General features: G+C 38.3%; 19 protein-coding genes and 1 pseudogene. 17 read left to right on the plus strand and 3 right to left on the minus strand.

Annotation, left to right across the window (positions count from 1 at the left end; all coding sequences use genetic code 11):
* Positions 1-2 precede the first annotated feature (2 nt).
* The 12 genes and pseudogenes from cobJ (at position 3) to BLP54_RS01085 (ending at position 11,175) form a co-directional block, all read left to right on the plus strand.
* Positions 3-758 carry a precorrin-3B C(17)-methyltransferase gene (cobJ, locus tag BLP54_RS01030; protein WP_090165900.1) on the plus strand — a complete coding sequence of 252 codons (756 nt, stop codon included), beginning with the start codon at positions 3-5 and terminating at the stop codon, positions 756-758.
* On the plus strand, positions 755-2,818 hold the full coding sequence (gene cobK / locus BLP54_RS01035; RefSeq protein WP_090165904.1) for a precorrin-6A reductase: 2,064 nt from the start codon (positions 755-757) through the stop codon (positions 2,816-2,818). The genes cobJ and cobK overlap by 4 nt, the downstream gene beginning before the upstream one ends.
* Positions 2,815-4,155, plus strand: a complete 1,341-nt coding sequence (locus BLP54_RS01040) for a cobyrinate a,c-diamide synthase (protein WP_090165906.1) — start codon at positions 2,815-2,817, stop codon at positions 4,153-4,155. The genes cobK and BLP54_RS01040 overlap by 4 nt, the downstream gene beginning before the upstream one ends.
* Positions 4,142-5,221, plus strand: coding sequence for a nicotinate-nucleotide--dimethylbenzimidazole phosphoribosyltransferase (locus BLP54_RS01045; RefSeq protein ID WP_090165908.1), 1,080 nt, complete (start codon positions 4,142-4,144; stop codon positions 5,219-5,221). Before BLP54_RS01040 ends, BLP54_RS01045 begins: the two co-directional genes overlap by 14 nt.
* Entirely contained in the window at positions 5,218-5,736 is a 519-nt protein-coding gene (locus BLP54_RS01050) for a bifunctional adenosylcobinamide kinase/adenosylcobinamide-phosphate guanylyltransferase (protein ID WP_090165910.1), read from the plus strand. Before BLP54_RS01045 ends, BLP54_RS01050 begins: the two co-directional genes overlap by 4 nt.
* Positions 5,733-6,512, plus strand: a complete 780-nt coding sequence (locus BLP54_RS01055) for an adenosylcobinamide-GDP ribazoletransferase (protein ID WP_090165912.1) — start codon at positions 5,733-5,735, stop codon at positions 6,510-6,512. The genes BLP54_RS01050 and BLP54_RS01055 overlap by 4 nt, the downstream gene beginning before the upstream one ends.
* A 23-nt stretch (positions 6,513-6,535) precedes the next feature.
* Positions 6,536-6,868 (plus strand): bifunctional adenosylcobinamide kinase/adenosylcobinamide-phosphate guanylyltransferase, encoded by a 333-nt coding sequence (locus tag BLP54_RS01060; RefSeq protein WP_090165914.1) that lies wholly within the window; start codon positions 6,536-6,538, stop codon positions 6,866-6,868.
* Positions 6,869-7,444, plus strand: coding sequence for a histidine phosphatase family protein (locus tag BLP54_RS01065; protein ID WP_090165916.1), 576 nt, complete (start codon positions 6,869-6,871; stop codon positions 7,442-7,444).
* A pseudogene (gene cbiB, locus BLP54_RS01070) lies at positions 7,398-8,376 on the plus strand (adenosylcobinamide-phosphate synthase CbiB). The gene BLP54_RS01065 and the pseudogene cbiB overlap by 47 nt, the downstream one beginning before the upstream one ends.
* Entirely contained in the window at positions 8,340-9,440 is a 1,101-nt protein-coding gene (locus BLP54_RS01075) for a pyridoxal phosphate-dependent aminotransferase (protein WP_090165919.1), read from the plus strand. The pseudogene cbiB and the gene BLP54_RS01075 overlap by 37 nt, the downstream one beginning before the upstream one ends.
* Positions 9,433-10,197 (plus strand): HD domain-containing protein, encoded by a 765-nt coding sequence (locus BLP54_RS01080; RefSeq protein ID WP_090165921.1) that lies wholly within the window; start codon positions 9,433-9,435, stop codon positions 10,195-10,197. The genes BLP54_RS01075 and BLP54_RS01080 overlap by 8 nt, the downstream gene beginning before the upstream one ends.
* 18 nt (positions 10,198-10,215) lie before the next feature.
* Positions 10,216-11,175 (plus strand): Gfo/Idh/MocA family protein, encoded by a 960-nt coding sequence (locus BLP54_RS01085; protein ID WP_090165923.1) that lies wholly within the window; start codon positions 10,216-10,218, stop codon positions 11,173-11,175.
* On the opposite strand, the gene BLP54_RS01090 is transcribed toward BLP54_RS01085, so the two are convergent.
* Positions 11,172-12,071, minus strand: a complete 900-nt coding sequence (locus BLP54_RS01090; protein ID WP_090165925.1) for a tRNA modification radical SAM protein MnmL/YtqA — start codon at positions 12,069-12,071, stop codon at positions 11,172-11,174. The two genes, BLP54_RS01085 and BLP54_RS01090, sit on opposite strands and share 4 nt — an antisense overlap.
* A 141-nt stretch (positions 12,072-12,212) precedes the next feature.
* Here BLP54_RS01090 and BLP54_RS01095 point away from each other — a divergent pair, with 141 nt between their 5' ends.
* Positions 12,213-12,635: a hypothetical protein gene (locus BLP54_RS01095; RefSeq protein ID WP_090165927.1), complete on the plus strand. Its 423-nt coding sequence runs from the start codon at positions 12,213-12,215 to the stop codon at positions 12,633-12,635.
* 74 nt (positions 12,636-12,709) lie between these two features.
* On the opposite strand, the gene BLP54_RS01100 is transcribed toward BLP54_RS01095, so the two are convergent.
* Both BLP54_RS01100 and BLP54_RS01105 read right to left on the minus strand, forming a co-directional pair.
* Positions 12,710-14,140, minus strand: a complete 1,431-nt coding sequence (locus BLP54_RS01100; protein WP_090165929.1) for an Mbeg1-like protein — start codon at positions 14,138-14,140, stop codon at positions 12,710-12,712.
* Between the two features lie 17 nt (positions 14,141-14,157).
* The gene (locus BLP54_RS01105; RefSeq protein WP_090165931.1) at positions 14,158-14,814 is read right to left on the minus strand and encodes a hypothetical protein; all 657 of its coding nucleotides are present in this window, start codon (positions 14,812-14,814) and stop codon (positions 14,158-14,160) included.
* 180 nt (positions 14,815-14,994) lie between these two features.
* On the opposite strand from BLP54_RS01105, the gene BLP54_RS01110 reads away from it, so the two are divergent.
* From BLP54_RS01110 to BLP54_RS01125, 4 genes are all read left to right on the plus strand, one after another.
* Positions 14,995-16,110 carry an acyltransferase family protein gene (locus tag BLP54_RS01110; protein WP_176754431.1) on the plus strand — a complete coding sequence of 372 codons (1,116 nt, stop codon included), beginning with the start codon at positions 14,995-14,997 and terminating at the stop codon, positions 16,108-16,110.
* Positions 16,111-16,359: 249 nt separating this feature from the next.
* The gene (locus tag BLP54_RS01115; protein ID WP_090165936.1) at positions 16,360-18,483 is read left to right on the plus strand and encodes a PTS sugar transporter subunit IIABC; all 2,124 of its coding nucleotides are present in this window, start codon (positions 16,360-16,362) and stop codon (positions 18,481-18,483) included.
* 16 nt (positions 18,484-18,499) lie between these two features.
* The gene (locus BLP54_RS01120) at positions 18,500-19,333 is read left to right on the plus strand and encodes a PRD domain-containing protein (RefSeq protein WP_090165938.1); all 834 of its coding nucleotides are present in this window, start codon (positions 18,500-18,502) and stop codon (positions 19,331-19,333) included.
* Positions 19,334-19,549: 216 nt separating this feature from the next.
* The gene (locus tag BLP54_RS01125) at positions 19,550-20,689 is read left to right on the plus strand and encodes a CobW family GTP-binding protein (RefSeq protein ID WP_090165940.1); all 1,140 of its coding nucleotides are present in this window, start codon (positions 19,550-19,552) and stop codon (positions 20,687-20,689) included.
* The last annotated feature ends 17 nt before the right edge of the window (positions 20,690-20,706 follow it).

Below are 20,706 nucleotides of genomic sequence, written 5' to 3' on the forward strand. Positions count from 1 at the left end.
AAATGGCAGGACATATTTATATAGTTGGCATGGGACCAGGAGATAAGTCGATGATGACGGAAGAGGCTTACTCAGCTATGGAGCAGGCTGATGTTATTGTTGGCTATACAGTATATATCGATTTGGTGAAGGAACATTTTCCTGAGAAAGATTTTTTTACTACTCCAATGAGGAAAGAAATTGAGCGTTGCAGAGCCTGCTATGATTTTGCCATTGAAGGGAAAAATGTAGCTTTTATTTGTAGTGGTGATGCAGGTGTTTATGGAATGGCTGCACCTATGTATGAGCTTCTTCCAGAATACGAAAATGCAAATTCAGATATATCGGAGGCTAGCATAACAGTTATTCCTGGAGTAACGGCGGCTATTTCTGGAGCAGCAATGCTTGGTTCTCCAATAAATCATGATTTTTGCGTGATTAGTCTTAGTGATTTACTTACCCCATGGGAGGTTATTGAAGGCAGACTGAAAGCGGCAATACAGGGAGATTTTGCTATTGCTATTTACAATCCTTCCAGCCATAAGAGACATGATTATTTACAGAAGGCCTGTGATATTATGCTGGCCGCTGGAGCAGATGAAAGCCGTGCCTGTGGTTATGTGGAAAATATTGGTAGAGAAGGTAGCAAAGCAAAGGTATGCACCCTTTTAGAGTTAAGAAATACACAGGTTAATATGTTTACCACCGTTTTTATTGGAAGCTCAAGGAGTGAAATTATAAATAATAAACTGGTTACACCTAGAGGATACAAAATATGAAAAAGGTAATCATTTTCGGAGGAACTACAGAGGGAAGAAAGCTGGCTGAAACACTTGAGGAGGCTGAGATTTTTTGCGTCTACTGTGTTGCCACCGAATATGGTAAAGAACCTGTAAAAGAATCATCATATATAAAAATTCATTCAGGTCGACTTGATGCTGAAGGAATGGTTAATTTATTCGAACAGGAAAAACCGGACGTAATTGTTGATGCCACCCATCCTTTTGCAGAAATTGTAAAGAAGGAAATAGAGAACAGTCTATTTAAATATCAGAATGTTCCTTTTTTCAGACTTGCCAGGGATGAGGAGCAGATAGATTACAGCAACTGTACCTTCTTTGATTCCGTAGAAGAATGTGCTAAGGCTCTTAAAAGTACTACGGGAAATATCTTTCTTACAACAGGCAGCAAAGAACTTACTGTTTTTTGTGAAGATGAGGGGCTCAGGGATAGAATCATTGCAAGAATAATTCCTAATGATGAAAGCCTTGATATATGTAAACAGCAGGGGCTTAAGGGCAACCAGATTGTTGCCATGCAGGGACCATTTTCCAAGGGAATGAATGTTGCCTGTCTTAAGGAGTTTAATGCCAGCATTTGTGTATTGAAGGAAAGCGGAAAATCTAGTGGAGAGGCCAATAGAATAGAAGCTGCAAATGCTTGTGGAATAAAAAGCTATGTCATAAGACGACCAAAGGAGACTGCCAATGCAAGGTCCTTTTCTCAGGTCGTAGAAGAGATTTATAAATTGTTTGGAATAACAAAATCTCCAGAGCCAGCATTTGAAAAGATATCTGCTGATACAATTACAGCAGATAAAAAAATTATTGTTTCGCTGGCAGGTTTTGGAATGGGTTTTGGTACAGTTACCGCCGAAGTTCAGCAGGCAGTTGCTGAAGCAGATTTTTTGTTTGGCGCCCCAAGAATGTTACTAGGGCTTGAAAGCAATGCCAAGAAATATCCATATTATCTTGCAAAGGACATTCTTCCTTGTATGGAAGAAATTGCAGAGAACATTCAGTATGGCAAGAAGAAGGCTGTTGTTTTATTTTCAGGAGATACTGGATTTTATAGTGGCGCCACTAAGCTGGCGGAGGCTTTAAAGCAGACTGGTTATGCAGAAGTGAAAATCTTACCTGGAATTTCGTCTATTAATGCAGTGGCTGCAAAGGCTAATCTTACTTGGCAGAATGCAAAGATAATGAGTTCCCATGGAATTCCTCAGGAGAGGTGGAGAACAGAGCTTATAGATGCTGTAAGGCATAACAAAGAAACCTTTGTTATTACTTCTGGAAGCAAGGACGTAAGAGATATTGGAGATATTCTTGTAGCGCTGGAAAAGGAACAAAATATAAAGTTTAGAGTTTTCATTGGAACCAATCTTTATTCTGATGAAAAAATAGGATGGTACAGTGCAGAAAAATGCAGTACTTACAATCAGGATGGACTAAGCACAATCATTATTGAAAATGCAAATTGGCAGCCTAAAGTAATAGCTCCAAAGCTTTCTGATGATGATTTTATAAGAGATAAGGTTCCTATGTCCAAGGAGGAGATTCGTCAGCTTTCTATTTGTAAATTACAGTTACATAAGGATGCTGTAGTTTATGATATTGGAAGTGGTAGCGGATCTGTAGCCGTGGAAATCGCCAGAATGGATGCCGGCATAAAGGTTTATGCCATAGAGCTCAAGGAGGTAGCTTGTCAGCTTATTCGTAAAAACGTATCAAAGTATATGCTTGAAAATGTGTCTGTTATTTCTGGAACAGCACCGGATGCTCTTGAAAATCTTCCTGCTCCTACCCATGTTTTCATCGGTGGAAGTGGAGGTAGATTAGAAGATATCCTTATGACACTAAAGAAAACGAATTCGCATATGCGAATTGTAATTAACTCTGTGACCATAGAGACTATTGCAGAAATCAACAGTGTGATAAAGAAATTTGAAATTGAGAATGCGGATGTAATCCAGGTAACGGTATCAAAGGCAAAGAAGGCAGGAGATTACAGTATAATGCAGGGTCAAAACCCCGTATATATCGTAGCGTTTAACCTATGAAGTATCCAAGAATTGTGATAGCTGCCCCTAAGAGTGGTAGCGGAAAAACTACAATTACATGTGGTATTTTGCGTGCACTGACAAACTCAGGGCTTAGTTTGTGTAGCTACAAATGTGGCCCAGACTATATAGATCCCATGTTCCATAGGACTGTTCTTGGTATTCCGGCAGGAAATTTAGATACTTTCTTTACTGATGACGACACCACAAAATCATTGTTTGGAAAATCTTTTTCTGGTGATATGGCAGTAATAGAGGGAGTCATGGGACTCTATGATGGAATCGGAGGCGTAGAAACACAGGGCTCCACCTATGATTTGGCCAGAGTACTTAAGGCACCTGTTGTATTGGTAGTAGATGCTAAGGGTACAGGTCGTTCAGTAATAGCGCAGCTTAGAGGCTTTTTGGATTATGATGAACATAACCTTATCAAGGCTGTGATTTTAAACCGAACCAGTGTAGCCTTTGGAAATACTTTGGGAGCTCTAATCGAAAATGAGCTTGGAATAAAATTCTTAGGAACCATTCCTGATATGAAAAATCAGGAGCTTTCTAGCAGGCACCTAGGGCTTGTAATGCCAGAAGAGGTTCCTGAACTCCAAGATAAGATAAATACCTTAGCTAATTTGATTTCAGAAAATCTTGATATGGAGAGCTTAAAGAATATTGCCTTCTCAGCTTGCAGTTTAGATATAATTAAAGATAAGGAAACCAGGAAAAACGTAAATACGAAACTTACACTTGCGGTGGCAAGAGATAAGGTATTTTGTTTTTATTACAGGGAAAATTTGGAAATGCTTAAGGAATCGGGAGTCAATATTGTAGAGTTTTCACCAATAGCGGATTCTAAATTACCTGATAACATTAGTGGTATTTTGCTTGGTGGTGGTTATCCTGAAAATTTTCTTCAGGAACTATCCACAAATGACTCCATGAAAAAAGACATAAAAAATGCCATTGATAAGGGGATACCCGTGCTGGCAGAATGTGGTGGGTTTATGTACCTTTCTGAAACAATTAAAAATCAGGAGGGGGAGGTTTATGAAATGGTTGGAGCCATAAACGCTCACGTAGAATGGAAGGGGAAGCTTGTCCGTTTCGGTTATGTGACAATTGATACGGGCGAGCTTCAGATAAAAGGCCATGAGTTTCATTATTACGACACGGATAATAATGGTAATAGCTGTGTTGCTACAAAGCCAGTTGGGGGAAAAAGCTGGGAATGCATTCACAGCAACAATGGAAGCTATATAGGCTTTCCACATCTATATTATCCATCGAATATGCAATTTATAAATAATTTTGTGGAGGTTATGAAAAATTATGGGGAACGCTAGATACTTATTTGATGATGTTCTTGAAAACAAGCTTAAAGTAGAGCCTGTTGATAAGGAAGCTTTAAAGGAACTTCAAAATGAATGGGACAGAGTTGCAAAGCCTATAGGAAGCTTTGGAACTTTAGAAACAGTTTACTCTAAAATTGCTGCAATTCAGGGCTTTAAGGCACCTGATTTATCAAATATGAGACTTATAGTCTGCTGTGGTGACCACGGTATAGTTGAAGAGGGAGTCAGTCAGACTAGTCAGGATGTTACAAGAATCTGTGCAACTAACATCGGTAAAGGAGTTACCACAGCTGGTGTTATGGCAAAAAGCCTTGGTATTGATATTCTTTCTGTAGATGTTGGTATCAATTACGCAGAAGAGGTTCCTTACACACTTAATCGTAGAGTGAAATATGGGACCTGTAATTTCCTTAAGCAGCCAGCTATGTCTGTGGAAGAGTTTTCACGTGCTGTGCAGGTGGGAATGGATTTGGTGAAGGACAGTCAGGAAGAAGGAAAAAATATAATTCTTGTTGGTGAAATGGGAATAGGAAATACTACGTCGGCTTCTGTTATGGCTGGATACCTTTTGGATTTAAATGCAGAGGCAGTTACTGGAAGAGGGGCTGGTCTTGATGAGGAAGGCTTCAGCAGAAAACGTGCAGTAGTTTCAATGGCCCTTTCAAAGTACAGTGGATTAGATCCAGTTGAAATTTGCAGTAATTTTGGTGGTCTTGAGCTTGCTGCCATGACAGGAATTGTTATTGGAGGCGCACTGTACAAAGTACCAATTATCTTAGATGGAATGTTAAGCATGGTGTCTGCTCTGGTGGCAGACAGATTGCTGGAAAATACAAAGGATTATCTTATCCCTTCACACATCAGTAAAGAGCCAGTTGCAAGAAAGCTTGCCTCAAAGCTTGATATCGAACCTGTTATTGATGGAAAGATGGCTGTTGGCGAAGGCGCTGGTGCTGTTATGATGGCACATATGCTTAGACTTACTGATGAAGTATTCCATAATGCACTTAAGTTTCAGGATTCTGAAGTGGAGCAGTACGAGAGATTTAATAAATGATTACATTGATTTATGGTGGAAGTAGTAGCGGAAAATCTTCTTATGCAGAGGATTATGTTTGCAATTCCAAATATAAAAATAAATATTATTTAGCCACAATGAAGTCTGGTGACAAAGAGACTGAAGAACGTATTAAAAGGCATAGGTCTATGCGTCAGGGAAAGGATTTTGTCACTGTGGAGTTGCCGTATGATATCGTAAATGCGATAGAGCCAGATGCGGATAGTATTATTCTTCTGGAGTGTATGTCTAATTTGGTGGCTAATGAAATGTTTAGAGATGGAAAGATTAACAAAGCTTCCTACATAGTTGATAAAATTCTAAAGGATATTAATGAATTGGAAGCAAAGGCAGGGAGCCTTGTAATAGTATCGAACGATGTATTTGAAGATGGTCTTCAATATGATGAGACCACAAAAGAATATCTTAGAGCCTTAGGGGAAGTAAATGCTAAAATAGCCCAAATGGCCGATAAAGCCGTGGAGGTTATTGTGGGAATAGGAGTGGAACGATGAAAATACTTAAATCTATAGCAGTGGCATTTTCCATGTATTCGAGAATACCTATGCCAAGGTTTAACTGGGATAGTGAGGATATGAAATATCATCTTATTTTCTTTCCATTTGTGGGGATGATCATTGGTGCTGTGTTATATCTTTGGCATAAACTATATTATGTTTTACCTATTAATGCGATTCCCTTTGCAACTATTTCTATTGTTATTCCAATTCTTATCACAGGAGGCTTTCATGTAGATGGATATATGGACACCTGTGATGCTTTAGCTTCATGGGGCGATAGAAAAAAGAAATTGGAAATTTTAAAGGATTCTCATATAGGAGCTTTTTCAGTAATTAATCTGATTACCTTGGGAATAATTCTATTTACCGCTGTTTATCTTATGGATGACAAAGCATTCCTTACCTGGTGCTTTTCCTTTGCTATAGTCAGAGCTGTCAGTGGTATATGTGTTGTACGTTCAAAAAAAGCAAAGGACGATGGAATCTTAAGTACCTCGGCAAGAACCGCAAGCAATAATATAGTAGTAGCTTGTCTTGCAGTGGAATTTATTATATGCACTCTTACTGCAGGGTGGATATTTCAGTGGTATTGTACCTATTCGTTTTTAGCTCTTGCTGTAGTCCTTGTTTATTACATTTACGTTGCTTACACAAAATTTGGAGGTATCACAGGAGATTTAGCCGGTTGGTTTGTATGTAAAGCAGAGGTGTTTATGGCTATTGCCTTAGCAATTTGTTCTATGGTAAATAATCCAGCTATTTTAGGTTAATCATACATTGAGGTGAAGAATAAATGATTTTAATTGTTGGTGGAAGCTATCAGGGAAAAACAGAATTTGCTAGAACTGAATTTCCAAATGCTAAGTATTTTAATCAGTTTCATTTATTTGTAAAAAAACGTATTTCCGAAGGAAAGAACAATAGTGAAATTCTTTCTGAAATCAGAGACGTTATAAGTGATGGCCAGTGGGTAATCATTTCTGATGAAATTGGAAATGGAATTGTTCCAATGGATGAGGCTGACAGAACCTGGAGAGAGGTCTGCGGTCGCATTATGATAGAGCTGGCAAAGGATGCCACTGAGGTTTATCGAGTGGTATGTGGTATAGGACAAAGGATAAAATAAATGGATAGAACGATAACCTTTATTCGTCATGGAAAGACAGCTGGAAATCTCACCAACTGTTATATAGGTGTTACTGATGAACCTCTTACGCTAGAGGGGGAAAAGGAAATTCAGGATAGAAATTATCCTGAAGCAGATATTGTTTTTTCCAGTCCTTTGATTCGTTGCATCAGAACTTCAGAGATTATTTATCCAGCTCTTAAGCCTGTAGTTATTGATGAGCTTAGGGAGACGAATTTTGGAAGGTTTGAGGGGAAAAATTATAAGGAATTATCCGCTGACCCAGATTATCAGCGTTGGATAGATAGCGGAGGAGATTTGCCATTTCCAGAGGGAGAAAGCAGGCAGGAGGCTACAGACCGGTTTGTGGCAGGCTTTGACAAGCTTATAGAACTCAGTAAGGATTATTACAACATTTCTGTAATTGCCCATGGTGGTACTATAATGGGGATTCTTAGTAATATCTTTGGGGGAGATTACTATTCATATCATGTAGAAAACGGCGAGGGATACACAATTGATTTATCACATGACGGCATTTTTGGTGGGCTCTATCCTAGATCTTTTCTTAGGTGACCCGATGGGGTTCCCACATCCAGTACGATGGATTGGAAGCTTAATCAGTAATCTGACAGATTTATTTCTGAAAAGAGCAGAAAGAACTTTGGAGCCTGATAAAGTAAATAAACGCAAAAGAAAACTGGGGCTTATTATGGTAATTATCGTAATTACGGTCTCAGCAGGAATTTGTTTTGTTATTCTACACCTGGCATACACATTGAATTCAGTTTTAGGTCTTATAATAGAATCCGTAATTACGTATCAGTGTATTGCAGCAAAAAGTCTTTATGTGGAAAGCATGAAGGTTTATAAGGCTCTTGATCAGGAAGGCCTTGAAGCAGGAAGAAAAGCAGTGTCAATGATAGTTGGCAGAGATACAGCAAGTCTTGATGAAAAAGGAGTAATTAAAGCTGCGGTTGAGACTGTTGCGGAAAATACTTCAGATGGAGTGATTGCTCCACTTATTTATCTTGCTATAGGTGGTCCAGTTTTAGGAATTGCGTATAAGGCAATCAATACCATGGATTCCATGGTTGGATATAAAAATGATAAGTATATGGATTTTGGAAGAGCTGCTGCAAAGCTTGATGATGTGGTGAATTTTATACCATCACGTATCAGTGCAGTGCTTATTATTTTAAGTTGTTTGTTTTTAGGAAAGGATTACAGCTTTTTAGAAGCCTGCAAAATCTTTTTTAGAGACAGATTTAATCATGCCAGTCCAAATTCTGCTCAGACAGAAAGTGCCTGTGCAGGAGCCCTTGGATTACAGCTTGCAGGACCAGCAAGTTACTTTGGAAAGCTTGTAGAAAAAAAAGTACATTGGAGATCCAATACGTTCTATTGAGCTTAAGGATATAAAAAGAGCAAATATATTAATGTTTGGTGCATCTTTTTTATGTGAAGCAATTTGTATTTTGATACTAATGATTTGGATAAATATGTAGAAGGAAAAAAGGTTTCAATTATGCATGGTGGTGACATCTACAGAAACAGCATACAGCACGACTTCTCAGTCAATATAAATCCAATGGGGATGCCCGCTGAAGTTCAGTGGGTGCTGACTGAGGCAGTTTTTCATGCAAATAAATATCCTGATATTTATCATGAACGACTTGTTGAAATGACATCTGGAATTTTTAATATTCCAGAAAATCATATTGTATATGGAAATGGAGCATCAGAAATAATAATGGCAATATGTCATAGCATTGCCCCTAAAAAAGTGTTGTTACTGGCACCATGTTTTTCTGGGTACGAGACCTGCGTGAAAGGTGCCTGCAAGGATTGCGACATTTCATACTATTCCTTGTCGGAAGATAATGACTTTGAAATTCACCATGATATTTTGGAGCATATTCAGGTGGTAAAGGCAGATTTGATGTTTCTTACCAATCCAAATAATCCAAATGGTAAATTGATTTCAAAGACGCTTTTAGAGGAGATTGTTTCAGCCTGTGAGAAAGCTGGAACAGTACTTGTAGTAGATGAGTGTTTTCTTGCTCTTACAGGAGAAGAAAGAGAAAACTCTCTTGCCTATGACATTTCAGAACACAAATCATTGATTGTTCTCAGGGCGTATACAAAAACCTTTGCCATACCTGGCGTAAGAATTGGTTATTGTTTATGCGGAAGCGAAGCTATGGCTACCTCGCTAAGGAATCATCTTCCAGAATGGAATCTTTCCATGTTTGCCCAGATGGCAGGTGTTGAATGTCTCAAACATATGGAATACATAGAAGATTCAGCTAAGCTTATAGAGCAGGAAAGAAGATATTTGACTCAGGGGCTTAGTAGGCTTGGAGCAAAAGTTTATACCAGTGACGCAAATTATATTCTATTTAAATGCTCAGAATTAGATTTAAATAAGAAAATATTGGAATATAGTATTTTAATTAGGGAGTGCTCAGATTATAATGGGTTGGAAAAAGGCTTTTATAGAGTAGCAGTTAAATCACATGGAGAAAATGAAAAGCTACTGTCGGCCCTGGAGGACTTACTTAATGATTAATGAACAACAGGTTAAACAGTTATTTGCAAATTATACAAGTGATTACAATCCAAAGGATCCAAAGATAGCATTGAAAATAGCTCACACCTATAAGGTGGCTGAGAATTCAAAGGCTATTGCTGAAAGTCTTGGTCTGTCAGAAGAGGATGTTGAGCTGGCATGGCTTATCGGTATGCTTCATGATATAGGCAGATTTGAACAGATTAAAAGATACCAGACCTTCAGTGACGCACAGTCTGTAGATCATGCAGAATTCGGTGCGGATTTATTGTTTAAGGAACCAGGTTTAATAAAAGATTATATTGAAACAAGAGAGTATGACAATTTAATCGAAACAGCAATAAGAGAACATAATAAATATCGTATTTCCGATAAGTTGGATGATAGAACAAAGATGTTTGCGAATATTATCAGGGATGCGGATAAAATTGATATTTTCCGTGTTCAGGTAGAGGAGCCAATAGAAGGAATATATGGAGTTCCTTTTGAATGTATAAAAAGTCAGCCTTTAAGTGATCAGGTGTTGGAGCAGGTCAAAGCTCACACGGCAGTCTTGCGAAGCACTAAGATTTCTTATTTAGATTATTATGTTGGGCATTTTTCATTGGCCTTTGAGCTGGTTTATCCATATAGTAGAAAGCTTACTATTCAGCAGGGGTATTTAGCTCAGCTTCTCACTATTCAGGTAGAGGATGAGAACACTCAGCAAAAGCTGGATTATATTAAAAAGGAAATTGAAGATTTTTTATTTGCATAAATCAAGGAGAATAAAAATATGAAATTGGGTATAGCCGGCAACGGTGTTATAGTACAGGAAGTCCTGTCCTTCATAGATGAGATTGGATTTGAAGAAATTTATATCTGTGGAAGAAAGCAAAGCGAAGACAAGCTTAAGGAACTAGCTAAAAAGTATTCGTTAAAGGGTGTTTATACAGATTATGACGATCTTTTGAAATCAGACATTGAGTTGGTTTACATAGGGGTTTTAAATGATTTGCATGTAGAGTACTCAAAGCGTGCAATTGAAGCTGGAAAGCATGTAATATGCGAAAAGCCAATCTCTATTAATTTGGCAGAACTGGAAGAGCTTGATGAGCTTGCTAAGAAAAATGGGGTTATGCTCTTTGAGGCTATGAGCATTTATCACCTGCCTGCATATAAGCAGCTTCAGGAAGATGTTAAGCTTGTAGGAGATTTAAAGCTTTGTAATTTCAATTACAGTCAGATGTCACGTCGATACAAGAACTTTCATGAAGGAACTGCAACTCCTGCAGTGTTTGATCCAGCCCATGCAGGTGGAGCACTTAGAGATTTAAATGTTTATAACATTTCTGCAATGGTAGGGTTATTTGGAATGCCAAAGTCAGCTACCTATAGTCCTAATATGGAAAAGGGAGTTGATACCAGCGGAGTATTGTTAGCTGATTACGGCAGCTTTAAATGTATATGCGCTGCCACAAAGGATTGCAATGCACCAGGACCAAGTACAATCCAAGGTGTGGATGCCACAATATGTATTTATCCTCATGTTAATGGTATGACTGAATATGATGTTCTTTTTAATGACATGGATACAGAAACAAAAGAGGTGGATCTTTCAGATGGAAGCCACAGATTGTATTTTGAATTTGTAGAATATAAGAGAATCATTGAAGAAAAAGATTCCAGCTCACAGCAGAAGCTGATGGAATACAGCAAAGCCGTGGCTGGTATCATAGATATGGTACAAAATTAAAGATTAGAAATATATTTACGCATAGTGTTCATTACAAGCTTCTTGTTGCCACTCCATAGAGGGGCGATGAGAAGCTTTTTTGGTCCATCTCCAGTAAGACGATGAATAACAGTTTCTTTTGGAAGGAGCTGTAGACATTTACCTACAAGCTCACAGTATTCCTCCAGTTCATATATATGGAAAGGCTCTTTTTCATACATATCAGCCAATTTAGTTCCTTTTAAAACATGTAAGAGCTGAAGCTTTATTCCAAAAAGAGTTGGATTTAGATTTGCTAAATACTTGATGGTTTCTAATATATCGCTTTCTGATTCGCCTGGAAGACCAAGTATTACATGCACCACAACTTTTAGACCAGCATCTGTAAGTCTTTTATATGCATCCTCAAATACTGAAAGTTCATAGCCTCTGTTAATAAAACGAGCTGTTTCTTCGTGAATAGTTTGTAAGCCAAGCTCTACCCATACTTCCTTGGTCTTATTTAACGCAGCAAGAAAGTCTATCATCTCATCAGAAAGACAGTCTGGTCTTGTGCCAATGGAAAGACCGACGATTTCTGGGTAGGAGAGTACTTCTTTAAAAAGTGTCATAAGTCGCTGTTGGTCACCGTAGGTGTTTGTAAAGGACTGAAAATATGCTATGTACTTTCTCTCTGAAAGTGGAATCTTAGCTGGAATTTTAGAATCAACCAGCTTTCTGGCAGAGGTTATCTGTTCATTTAGTGGCATAAATTTTGCAGCAAAATCCCCTGAGCCGCCTTCTGAACAGAAGATACATCCTCCTGTACTTATAGTTCCATCTCTATTTGGACAGGTACAGCCACTTGTAAGAGATAACTTATAGACTTTTGTTCCGTATTTATCTTTTAGATAATCTGATAGGCTTAAATAGTTCATGACACAATTTTATAGCCTTGTAGTCATATCTTCAATAATAAAAATTATGATTGACAAGCGGGTATTTCTGTTATAGAATCGATAAGGTTTTTGAATAGTATTAGTATTTGTAATGTTTATAGGTATTGAGGAAGAAGAATTATGATTACAGTTCGTACGAGAAAAAAAATTGGTATGACACAGCAGCAGCTTGGAGGTACTAAGGAAGAAGCTTTCGTTGTTGATTTAGGACAGAATTTTATTGATTTTGTTAAAAAGTATTCAGAGGATTATCAGTATGAGAGTTCTCTTTTATATGGAAAGATGAGTGAGTATGTTAAGGCTAAGGATAGCGAGAATATCCAAAAGTTATTTTCAACAATTCAGGTCTTTGGTACATATGATAAAATCACTCAGTTTACTACAAAGTATAAGACTGTTAAGTCAGCAAGTGGTAATGCCTTCAACGGAACAGTTTTTGAGGGCGGTCCTGATGAAAAGGCAGAGCTTGAAAGAATTGTAGCTCATACCTGTGGAATGTGTTCTGAAAAGGGTGATGAGTTCCTTGGAAAGCTTTTAGCTTAATTTTGAATTGTAATCTAAAATATTAAGAACCAGATGGAAGTCTGGTTCTTTTTTATGGCTTGATATAATTTTATTTACCTCCACAGCCGTAGCCATAAGATAAATATGCAGGTGAGAGTGATAACTATTGCTCCAAATACTAAAAATGACAGAGTACGCCTTGAAATCATAAATTGAGAATTGATGATTATGGTGGTATCTTCAGCCTTTAAATCATCACCACTATATTTCAATGGATTGATTCGGCGCATTTTTCTTGATACTGATACCAGTAAATCAAAAAGTTCCATATGTTTTCTTAGAAATTGAATCAGATTGTCTGAGGCATGTCGCATCTTTAAAATAGATATGACTGCCTCAGGCTTTTTTCCTATTAGTTCCATTAACAGGTCATAGTTTGTCACGAAGTTTATAGCACCAAGCATATTGGTGCTGAATCCATTCTGCTGTAGGATTTCCCTTACAGAATCTATCATTTTAGGTTTTTCAACTTTATAGCGTAAAGTATAGGCAATTAATTTAGCTGCACTATCTGAATTAGTGCTGTCAGAAAAGGAATATACCAGTTTGTCGGTATCGCCGCTGGAGGCATTAACGATAACGCTGCCAAGCATATTGGCAACCTTTTCCTTTGTAGACATGCGGATAGATCTGATAAAGCTGTTAAGCATTTTATCAAGAGCTGACATCTTCTTATCCTGACCAGGTGCCTCATGTATTGTCATTTCTCCAATATCATCATAGAAAGCGATGGCATTCGGACAATGATTTTCAGCAAAGCCAAGACGACCGTAATTGGTGCCTAAGTAGAACTGCTTTTTGCCCACATCGTTTAAAAGGATATTTACAAAATCACTTTCTGCGCTTATGTTCAGTATCTTATCCTGATTCTTTAATATTAATGGTGAATATTTACGAATGAATTCGTCAGAGAATCCCTGTCCGTCAAAAGAAAAGCAGTTGTCTACTCTGTCATCCATTATAGTGATAAACTTTGCTTTATTTCCGCCCTTGGAATGACCAGTTACTGTGATGGTATCATAGCTCTCCAAATCTAGAGATTTAAACCAGTTTAGGGCGTTATCCTGAAATTCTGTAGGTACACGATATAACCCGGAAACATTATCTATCCATTCAGCATCGCTTTGTGTTCCTTTGAAGGCAACTATTGCTTCGTTTGCTGAAGGATCGAAGAGAAGAGCACTACGTCCACCTCCAGCACCTTCACTTTCATAGTGTACCTGCATAATGATAATATTCTTCAGATGCTCCATAGGTCTTATGGCCCACATAAGCTGTTTATATTCTGCTCCGGTTACACCAGTGCTATATTCCTTATCATTTTCAATTTTTGTTGCATAGTGAAGTACACCATCTACAAAATTGCCAATGGTTCGGGATTCTTGACTTATTGAAAGGAAAGTTCCTCTTGGACCTCCAAGATTCTCGCAGTAAAGCAGGCAGTTAATCAAAACAATTTCTTCTATAGATAGACAACTGTTCATAAAAATACCTCTTTGGATTATAACAATATACTATCAGAAAAAACTCGGTCTCTGGCAAAGTCGCCATCACAGCTTGATAGAATTACCAGATATACCTCGCCACTTATTTTATTTGTCTGTAAGCAGGTCTTTATCTTTTCCATGACAGCCTGATAGTCTTCATCAGGAAGCTTTGAACCATCAAGGAAAATTTTGAAATCATTTCCAGCGTCTATTTCTCCAGTCAAAACTTTTTCGGCAGATATTTCTTCTCCGTATTCTTCTCCAAGATATTCCCAAAATGATACTTCTATGGTAATAACAGGCAGATTAGCTTTAGTAAGTAACTCTTCTAGATAATTCTTTATAGGCTCACGTATTATCTGTCCAAAGAAGGCATCTCTTACAGTGAAATATTTATCGTTCTCTTCGGACATTGCAATAAAAGCAGATTCTCTGTTGATTTCCTTAGATTTGAAATACCATTCCGAATAAGTTCGTGTTGTACCTGATTTTGGTTCACAGCCGGTTATTTCAAAAGTGAAGCTTGGGTATTTTTCTATCAGGTAATTTTCTACAGCTCTCATTTCATTAAGAAGAGTAGCATCACTTTCACGAAGATTTCCACTCTCAATTTCTTCGGTATTAAAGGAAATACCGTTTAATACCTTTTTCTCGGAAGCTGTTATATCCATAAGACACCTCCATTTCTTCACTACGACAGTATACGTATTCTACCACGCAATTATGAAGACAGTGTTAAATTACCCAATCAATAGAAATTGGATTGTCATGCGTTATTTTCTGTGCTATGATACACAGCTGTTGAAAAAAATTACACTATATAACTGTATGGAAGAATGAGGAGAATAGTGGTGAACGATATAATAATTAACAGAGGAAGACAAAAAGAATTAGATTGGGCTAAGGCTTTCAGTGTATTGTTTATGGTCTGCATACATTGTTATGAGGAGATTAGCAATATCGATGCAGAGATAGCACCAACTGGAATCTTTAGAAATCTTATGGAGTTTTTAGCTGGTCCATTGGGAGCGCCTATGTTTATGTTTTGTATGGGTGTAGGAATTATGTATTCCAGAAACAATACACCTGCTGATATGACAAAAAGAGGTTTGAAGTTACTTGGAACTGGATATTTATTAAGCTTTGTAAAAGGTACTGTTCCTACTGCAATAGCTATATACTTAGGATATGAAGTTCCATGGACACTTGCAGATTCTTTGTTTTTGGTAAGTATTCTCCAGTTTGCAGGAATGGCATTTTTCACAATTGCCCTCATGAAGAAATTGAGACTTCCACTTCCAGCTATGATGGCAGTATCCCTTGTCCTTTCTGTATTAGGAGGAATGCTTTCAAAGCTTGATTTCACAAATTCATGGACTAAATATTTATTTGGCTTATTTTTCGATACCTGTGATGTTACAACCTTTCCAATGTTTAGATGGTTATTTTATCCAGTATTTGGAATGATTTTTGCATACTATTTACAGCGTACAGAGGACAAAACAAGATTTTACCGTCTTATTTGCCCAGTGGCTTTAGTTGGAACAATCGCATTCACTCTAATTTATACAGCATGTGGATATGATATTAGAACAATGTACATGTTGGCTGGCAGAGTTTTCTATCATCAGTCTTTACTTCATCATTTATTTATTTCAATGGTAATCCTTGTGGCTGTATCATTATGTTATTTCCTTTCTCAGGTAGTAAAGAATATTGCAGTGAATGGGGCAACAGCATACCTTGGAAAGAATGTTGATGTAATCTATCTTGTTCAGTGGGTAATTATTATATATGCTGAGTCATTTATGAATATATTTGGTGGATTCAGAATTTCAGCACCATACATTATTCCAGCTGGCATTCTTGTACTTGTATCAAGTATAGGATTAATTGAATTATGGCGCTTTGTTAAGGGCTCATTCCCGGTAATTAATAGACAACGCGGCAATTATGTGAATGTATAAGAAGAAAATCACTTAAACGTTTACGAAAATAACGAAAAAGTATTGACACAAGGACACATACGTGATAATTTAACATCCGTAGTGTGTAACTTGTAACCAATCAAGGCACGAACTATACATAAACTATTTTGTATTTATGTGGGTTCGTGTCTTTTTTTATGCCCATTTACCCATCACCCGGCATAGGAGAAGACAAATACTTTCCCATATAGGTGCGCAAAAATTTTTCATGTATAGGAGATTAAAAAAATGAAAGACAAATTATTTGCAGTATTGCAGCGAGTTGGACGTTCATTCATGCTTCCAATCGCAATCCTTCCAGTAGCAGGTTTGCTTCTCGGAATCGGTGGTTCATTCACAAACTCAACAATGCTTGAGACATACCACCTCACATCAGTTTTAGGCCCAGGTACAGTAGGATATGCTATCCTTACAGTTATGAACGAGGCCGGTAACATTGTATTTGCTAACTTACCAATCATCTTTGCTATCGGTGTTGCAATCGGTATGGCAAAGAAGGAGAAGGAAGTAGCAGCTTTAGCAGCAGCTATCGCTTTCTTTATCATGCACGCTTCAATCGGCGCTATGATCACAATCAATGGTGGAACAGAGGCAATGCTTGATGGTGCAACAACTTCAGTTTGCGGTATCACATCATTACAGATGGGTGTATTTGGTGGTATGATCGTAGGTCTTGGTGTTGCTTCACTTCACAATAAGTATTACAAGATCCAGCTTCCACAGGTATTATCATTCTTCGGTGGTACAAGATTCGTACCTATCATTTCAGGTTTGGTATACACAGCAGTTGGTATTTTAATGTTCTTCGTATGGCCATTTGTACAGCAGGGCATCTACGCAGTAGGTGGTGTTGTTCTTGCTTCTGGTTATGCAGGAACATGGGTATATGGTCTTATGGAAAGACTTCTTATTCCATTCGGTCTTCACCACGTATTCTACCTTCCATTCTGGCAGACAGCTCTCGGTGGTACACTCGAGGTTAATGGTCAGATGATCGAAGGTGCACAGAACATTTTCTTTGCACAGCTTGGTGCACAGAACACAATTGATCACTTTGCAGTATCAGCTACAAGATTCATGTCTGGTAAGTTCCCATTCATGATCCTTGGTCTTCCTGGTGCAGCACTTGCTATGTACAGATGCGCTCTTCCTGAGAAGAAGAAGGAAGTAGGAGGTCTTCTCCTTTCAGCAGCTCTTACATCAATGCTTACAGGTATCACAGAGCCAATCGAGTTCACATTCTTATTTGTAGCTCCAGCTCTTTACGGTATCCACTGTGTATTCGCTGGTGCATCTTACATGTTCATGCATATGCTCGGCGTTGGTGTTGGTATGACATTCTCAGGCGGTATCATTGACTTAATCCTCTTTGGTATTCTTCCTGGAAACTCTATGACATCATGGGTATGGGTACCAGTAGTAGGTGTAGGTTACTTTGTAGTTTACTATTTCCTTTTCACATTCCTTATCAAGAAGTTCGATCTTAAGACTCCTGGTAGAGATGCAGATGAAGAGGTTAAGCTTTACAGACGTTCTGATTACAATGCTAAGAAGGAGTCTATGAATGACAACACTTCTGAGAAGATCTGTAACGGTCTTGGTGGTAAGGCTAACATCTCTGATGTTGACTGCTGCGCAACAAGACTTCGTTGTACAGTAAAGAAGTCAGAGCTCGTAAACGATGCTATGCTTAAGGCTACAGGTGCTTCAGGTGTAGTTCACAAGGGTAATGGTGTTCAGGTTATTTACGGACCACACGTTACAGTTATTAAGTCAAATCTTGAAGATTATCTTGAGACAGCTCCTAATGTTGAGTATAATGGAGCAAATGATGCCGTTGCTGAGGAAGCAAAGGCAGTTGAGACAGCTGAGCCAACAGGTAAGGTTGTAAAGACAGTTATTCTTGGTAGCCCACTTACAGGTGTTGCTGCAGATTTAGCAGAGACTCCAGATGATGTTTTTGCTCAGAAGATGATGGGTGATGGTGCCGTTGTTACTCCTAAGGAGGGCAAGGTTGTAGCACCAGCTGACGGAACAGTTGTATTCGTATTCGATACAAAGCATGCTATCGGATTCAAGACAGATGATGATGTAGCAATGCTTCTTCACTTTGGTATTGACACAGTTAAGCTTAAGGGTGAAGGCTTTAACGTTCATGTAACAAATGGACAGAAGGTAAAGAAGGGTGATGTACTTATGGAGGCAGACTTAGATTATATCTCTAAGAACGCTCCTTCAATTGCCACACCAGTTCTTTGCACAGAGCTTAAGAGCAATCAGAAGCTTCGCCGCATTGCAAATGGCGATGTTAATGCAGGTGATGACTTACTTGCAGTAGATTTTTACGAGTAATCATTAAGGAGAAAAAATGTACAGAATCGAGAAGGTCCTCAATCACAATGCGCTGATAGGTATCTTGGAAAACACAACACAGGAGTATCTTATTCTCGGTAAGGGAATAGGATTCGGAAAACATATCAGTGAGATTATCGAGACTTCCGATGAGCATAAGATTTATTCTCTTAAGGAGTCTACCGAAAGAGGCGATAAAAAAGAGTTAGCAACCAGTATCGATCCTGTATATCTTGAGATTGCAAACGAGATTTTAGATGGCGCCGAGAAAGCATTTAAAACAATTGATCGTGATGTTTTGCTTCCTTTGGCAGACCATATCGAGTATGCAGTTAAAAGAAGTAAGAACAATGAGCAGCTTAAAAACCCCCTTACAGATGATATCAGAGTTCTTTTTCATTCAGAGTTTAAAGTGGCAGAAGCAGCAAGGGAGATTTTGTCGAATCGTCTTGATGTCAATCTTACAGACGATGAGATTGGATATATTGCACTTCATGTGCATTCATCTATTATGGATCAGGCAGTATCTCAGGCTATGCAAATGGCCGACGCTGTGAGACAGTGCGTGAGCATGGTAGAGAAAGAAACTGGAAAGAAGATAGATACTCAGTCATTATCTTATAACAGGTTGCTCAATCATATTCGTTATATGATTGCCCGTACTTTAAAGGGAGAGGTAATAAAGCTTGATATGAACGACTACATCAATGCCTCTGCCGCAAATTCATTTCAGGCAGCTACAAAAATCTGTAAAGAGCTTTCAAAAAGTCTTGGCCGAGATATTCATGATGCAGAGATTGGATATCTGGCTATGCATATTGAGAGAGTAGCTCTTGATGAAATGGATTAATAATGTTGTTTAAATCCCTAAAAACAGTTCACATTTAATAATCCCGATTTTTATAATCGAAACTTTATCTAACCAGCTTATTGAAAAATAGGCTGGTTTTTTAATGATATTTTTTACCAATAGCAAAATGTGAAGGAGTAGAAGTTTTAACAATAATGTGATAATATATATGTTTGTTGTAGAGAATTAAATTTTGTCAAAAAGGAAGGTATTATCATGACAAAGATTGATATAATTTCAGGTTTCCTGGGAGCAGGAAAGACTACTTACATTAAGAAAATGCTTGAAGAAGCTTATAAGGGAGAAAAGGTTGTCCTTATTGAAAACGAGTTCGGCGAGGTTGGTATCGACGGCGGTTTCTTAAAGGATGCTGGTATCACAATATCAGAAATGAATTCTGGTTGTATTTGCTGTTCACTTGTTGGAGATTTCGATAAGAATCTTCACGAGGTACTTGAAAAGTTCAGCCCAGATCGTATTCTTATTGAGCCATCTGGTGTTGGTAAGCTTTCAGATGTTATGACATCAGTTATTAAGCTTGAGGAGACAGCTGACGTTAAGCTTTGCGGTCTCGTTACAGTTGTTAATGCTCTTAAGGCCTCTAAGCAGATGAAGGCTTTTGGTGAGTTCTTCAACAATCAGATTGAATTTGCTACTACAATCGTTCTTTCACGTTCACAGACAGCTACAGAGGATCAGCTTGAGTTCTGTGTTAAGCAGATTCAGAAGCTTAATCCAAAGGCTGCTATTATTACAACTCCATGGGAGGAAATCACTGGCGAGAAGCTTCTTTCAGTTATGGAAGGACAGGACAATCTTGCAGTTGATTTAAAGCATCTTGCTGAGGAAGCTCACGAGGAACATGAGCACGAGCATCACCATCATGACCATGAAGAGCATGACCACGAGCACGAGCATCATCATCACGACCATGATGAGCATGACCATGAGCACGAGCATCATCATCACGATCATGATGAGCATGACCACGAGCATGAACATCATCATCACGACCATGGCGAGAATTGCACATGTGGTTGCCATGACCATGATCATGAGCATCATCACCATCATGCAGATGAAGTATTTAATACATGGGGCAAGGAGACACCTCATAAGTTTGAGAAGGCTACAATCGAGAAGGCTATGAAGGCATTTGCTAACACTACAGATTATGGTACAGTTATCCGCTCAAAGGGTATGGTTGAGTCTGTAGAGGGCGGCTGGATTTATTTCGATTTTGTAGATGGAGAGTACGAGCTTAGAAGTGGTGAGCCTGACTACACAGGACGTCTTGTTGTAATCGGTGCAGATATTGATGAGCACAAGATTGAAGAACTTTTCGGCTTAGAGTAATACATTTTAGATAGAGG

Source organism: Pseudobutyrivibrio sp. 49 (genome assembly GCF_900100545.1).
Lineage (GTDB): Bacteria > Bacillota > Clostridia > Lachnospirales > Lachnospiraceae > Pseudobutyrivibrio.

Excerpts from the sequence above, each read along its gene's own strand:
- BLP54_RS01120 (WP_090165938.1), top strand. The coding sequence starts at position 18,500 with ATGTACAGAATCGAGAAGGTCCTCAATCACAATGCGCTGATAGGTATC.
- BLP54_RS01065 (WP_090165916.1), top strand. The coding sequence starts at position 6,869 with ATGGATAGAACGATAACCTTTATTCGTCATGGAAAGACAGCTGGAAAT.
- BLP54_RS01080 (WP_090165921.1), top strand. The coding sequence starts at position 9,433 with ATGATTAATGAACAACAGGTTAAACAGTTATTTGCAAATTATACAAGT.
- cobK (WP_090165904.1), top strand. The coding sequence starts at position 755 with ATGAAAAAGGTAATCATTTTCGGAGGAACTACAGAGGGAAGAAAGCTG.
- BLP54_RS01090 (WP_090165925.1), bottom strand. The coding sequence starts at position 12,071 with ATGAACTATTTAAGCCTATCAGATTATCTAAAAGATAAATACGGAACA.
- BLP54_RS01095 (WP_090165927.1), top strand. The coding sequence starts at position 12,213 with ATGATTACAGTTCGTACGAGAAAAAAAATTGGTATGACACAGCAGCAG.
- BLP54_RS01045 (WP_090165908.1), top strand. The coding sequence starts at position 4,142 with ATGGGGAACGCTAGATACTTATTTGATGATGTTCTTGAAAACAAGCTT.
- BLP54_RS01105 (WP_090165931.1), bottom strand. The coding sequence starts at position 14,814 with ATGGATATAACAGCTTCCGAGAAAAAGGTATTAAACGGTATTTCCTTT.
- BLP54_RS01050 (WP_090165910.1), top strand. The coding sequence starts at position 5,218 with ATGATTACATTGATTTATGGTGGAAGTAGTAGCGGAAAATCTTCTTAT.
- BLP54_RS01085 (WP_090165923.1), top strand. The coding sequence starts at position 10,216 with ATGAAATTGGGTATAGCCGGCAACGGTGTTATAGTACAGGAAGTCCTG.
- BLP54_RS01040 (WP_090165906.1), top strand. The coding sequence starts at position 2,815 with ATGAAGTATCCAAGAATTGTGATAGCTGCCCCTAAGAGTGGTAGCGGA.
- cobJ (WP_090165900.1), top strand. The coding sequence starts at position 3 with ATGGCAGGACATATTTATATAGTTGGCATGGGACCAGGAGATAAGTCG.
- BLP54_RS01115 (WP_090165936.1), top strand. The coding sequence starts at position 16,360 with ATGAAAGACAAATTATTTGCAGTATTGCAGCGAGTTGGACGTTCATTC.
- BLP54_RS01060 (WP_090165914.1), top strand. The coding sequence starts at position 6,536 with ATGATTTTAATTGTTGGTGGAAGCTATCAGGGAAAAACAGAATTTGCT.
- BLP54_RS01100 (WP_090165929.1), bottom strand. The coding sequence starts at position 14,140 with ATGAACAGTTGTCTATCTATAGAAGAAATTGTTTTGATTAACTGCCTG.
- BLP54_RS01055 (WP_090165912.1), top strand. The coding sequence starts at position 5,733 with ATGAAAATACTTAAATCTATAGCAGTGGCATTTTCCATGTATTCGAGA.
- BLP54_RS01125 (WP_090165940.1), top strand. The coding sequence starts at position 19,550 with ATGACAAAGATTGATATAATTTCAGGTTTCCTGGGAGCAGGAAAGACT.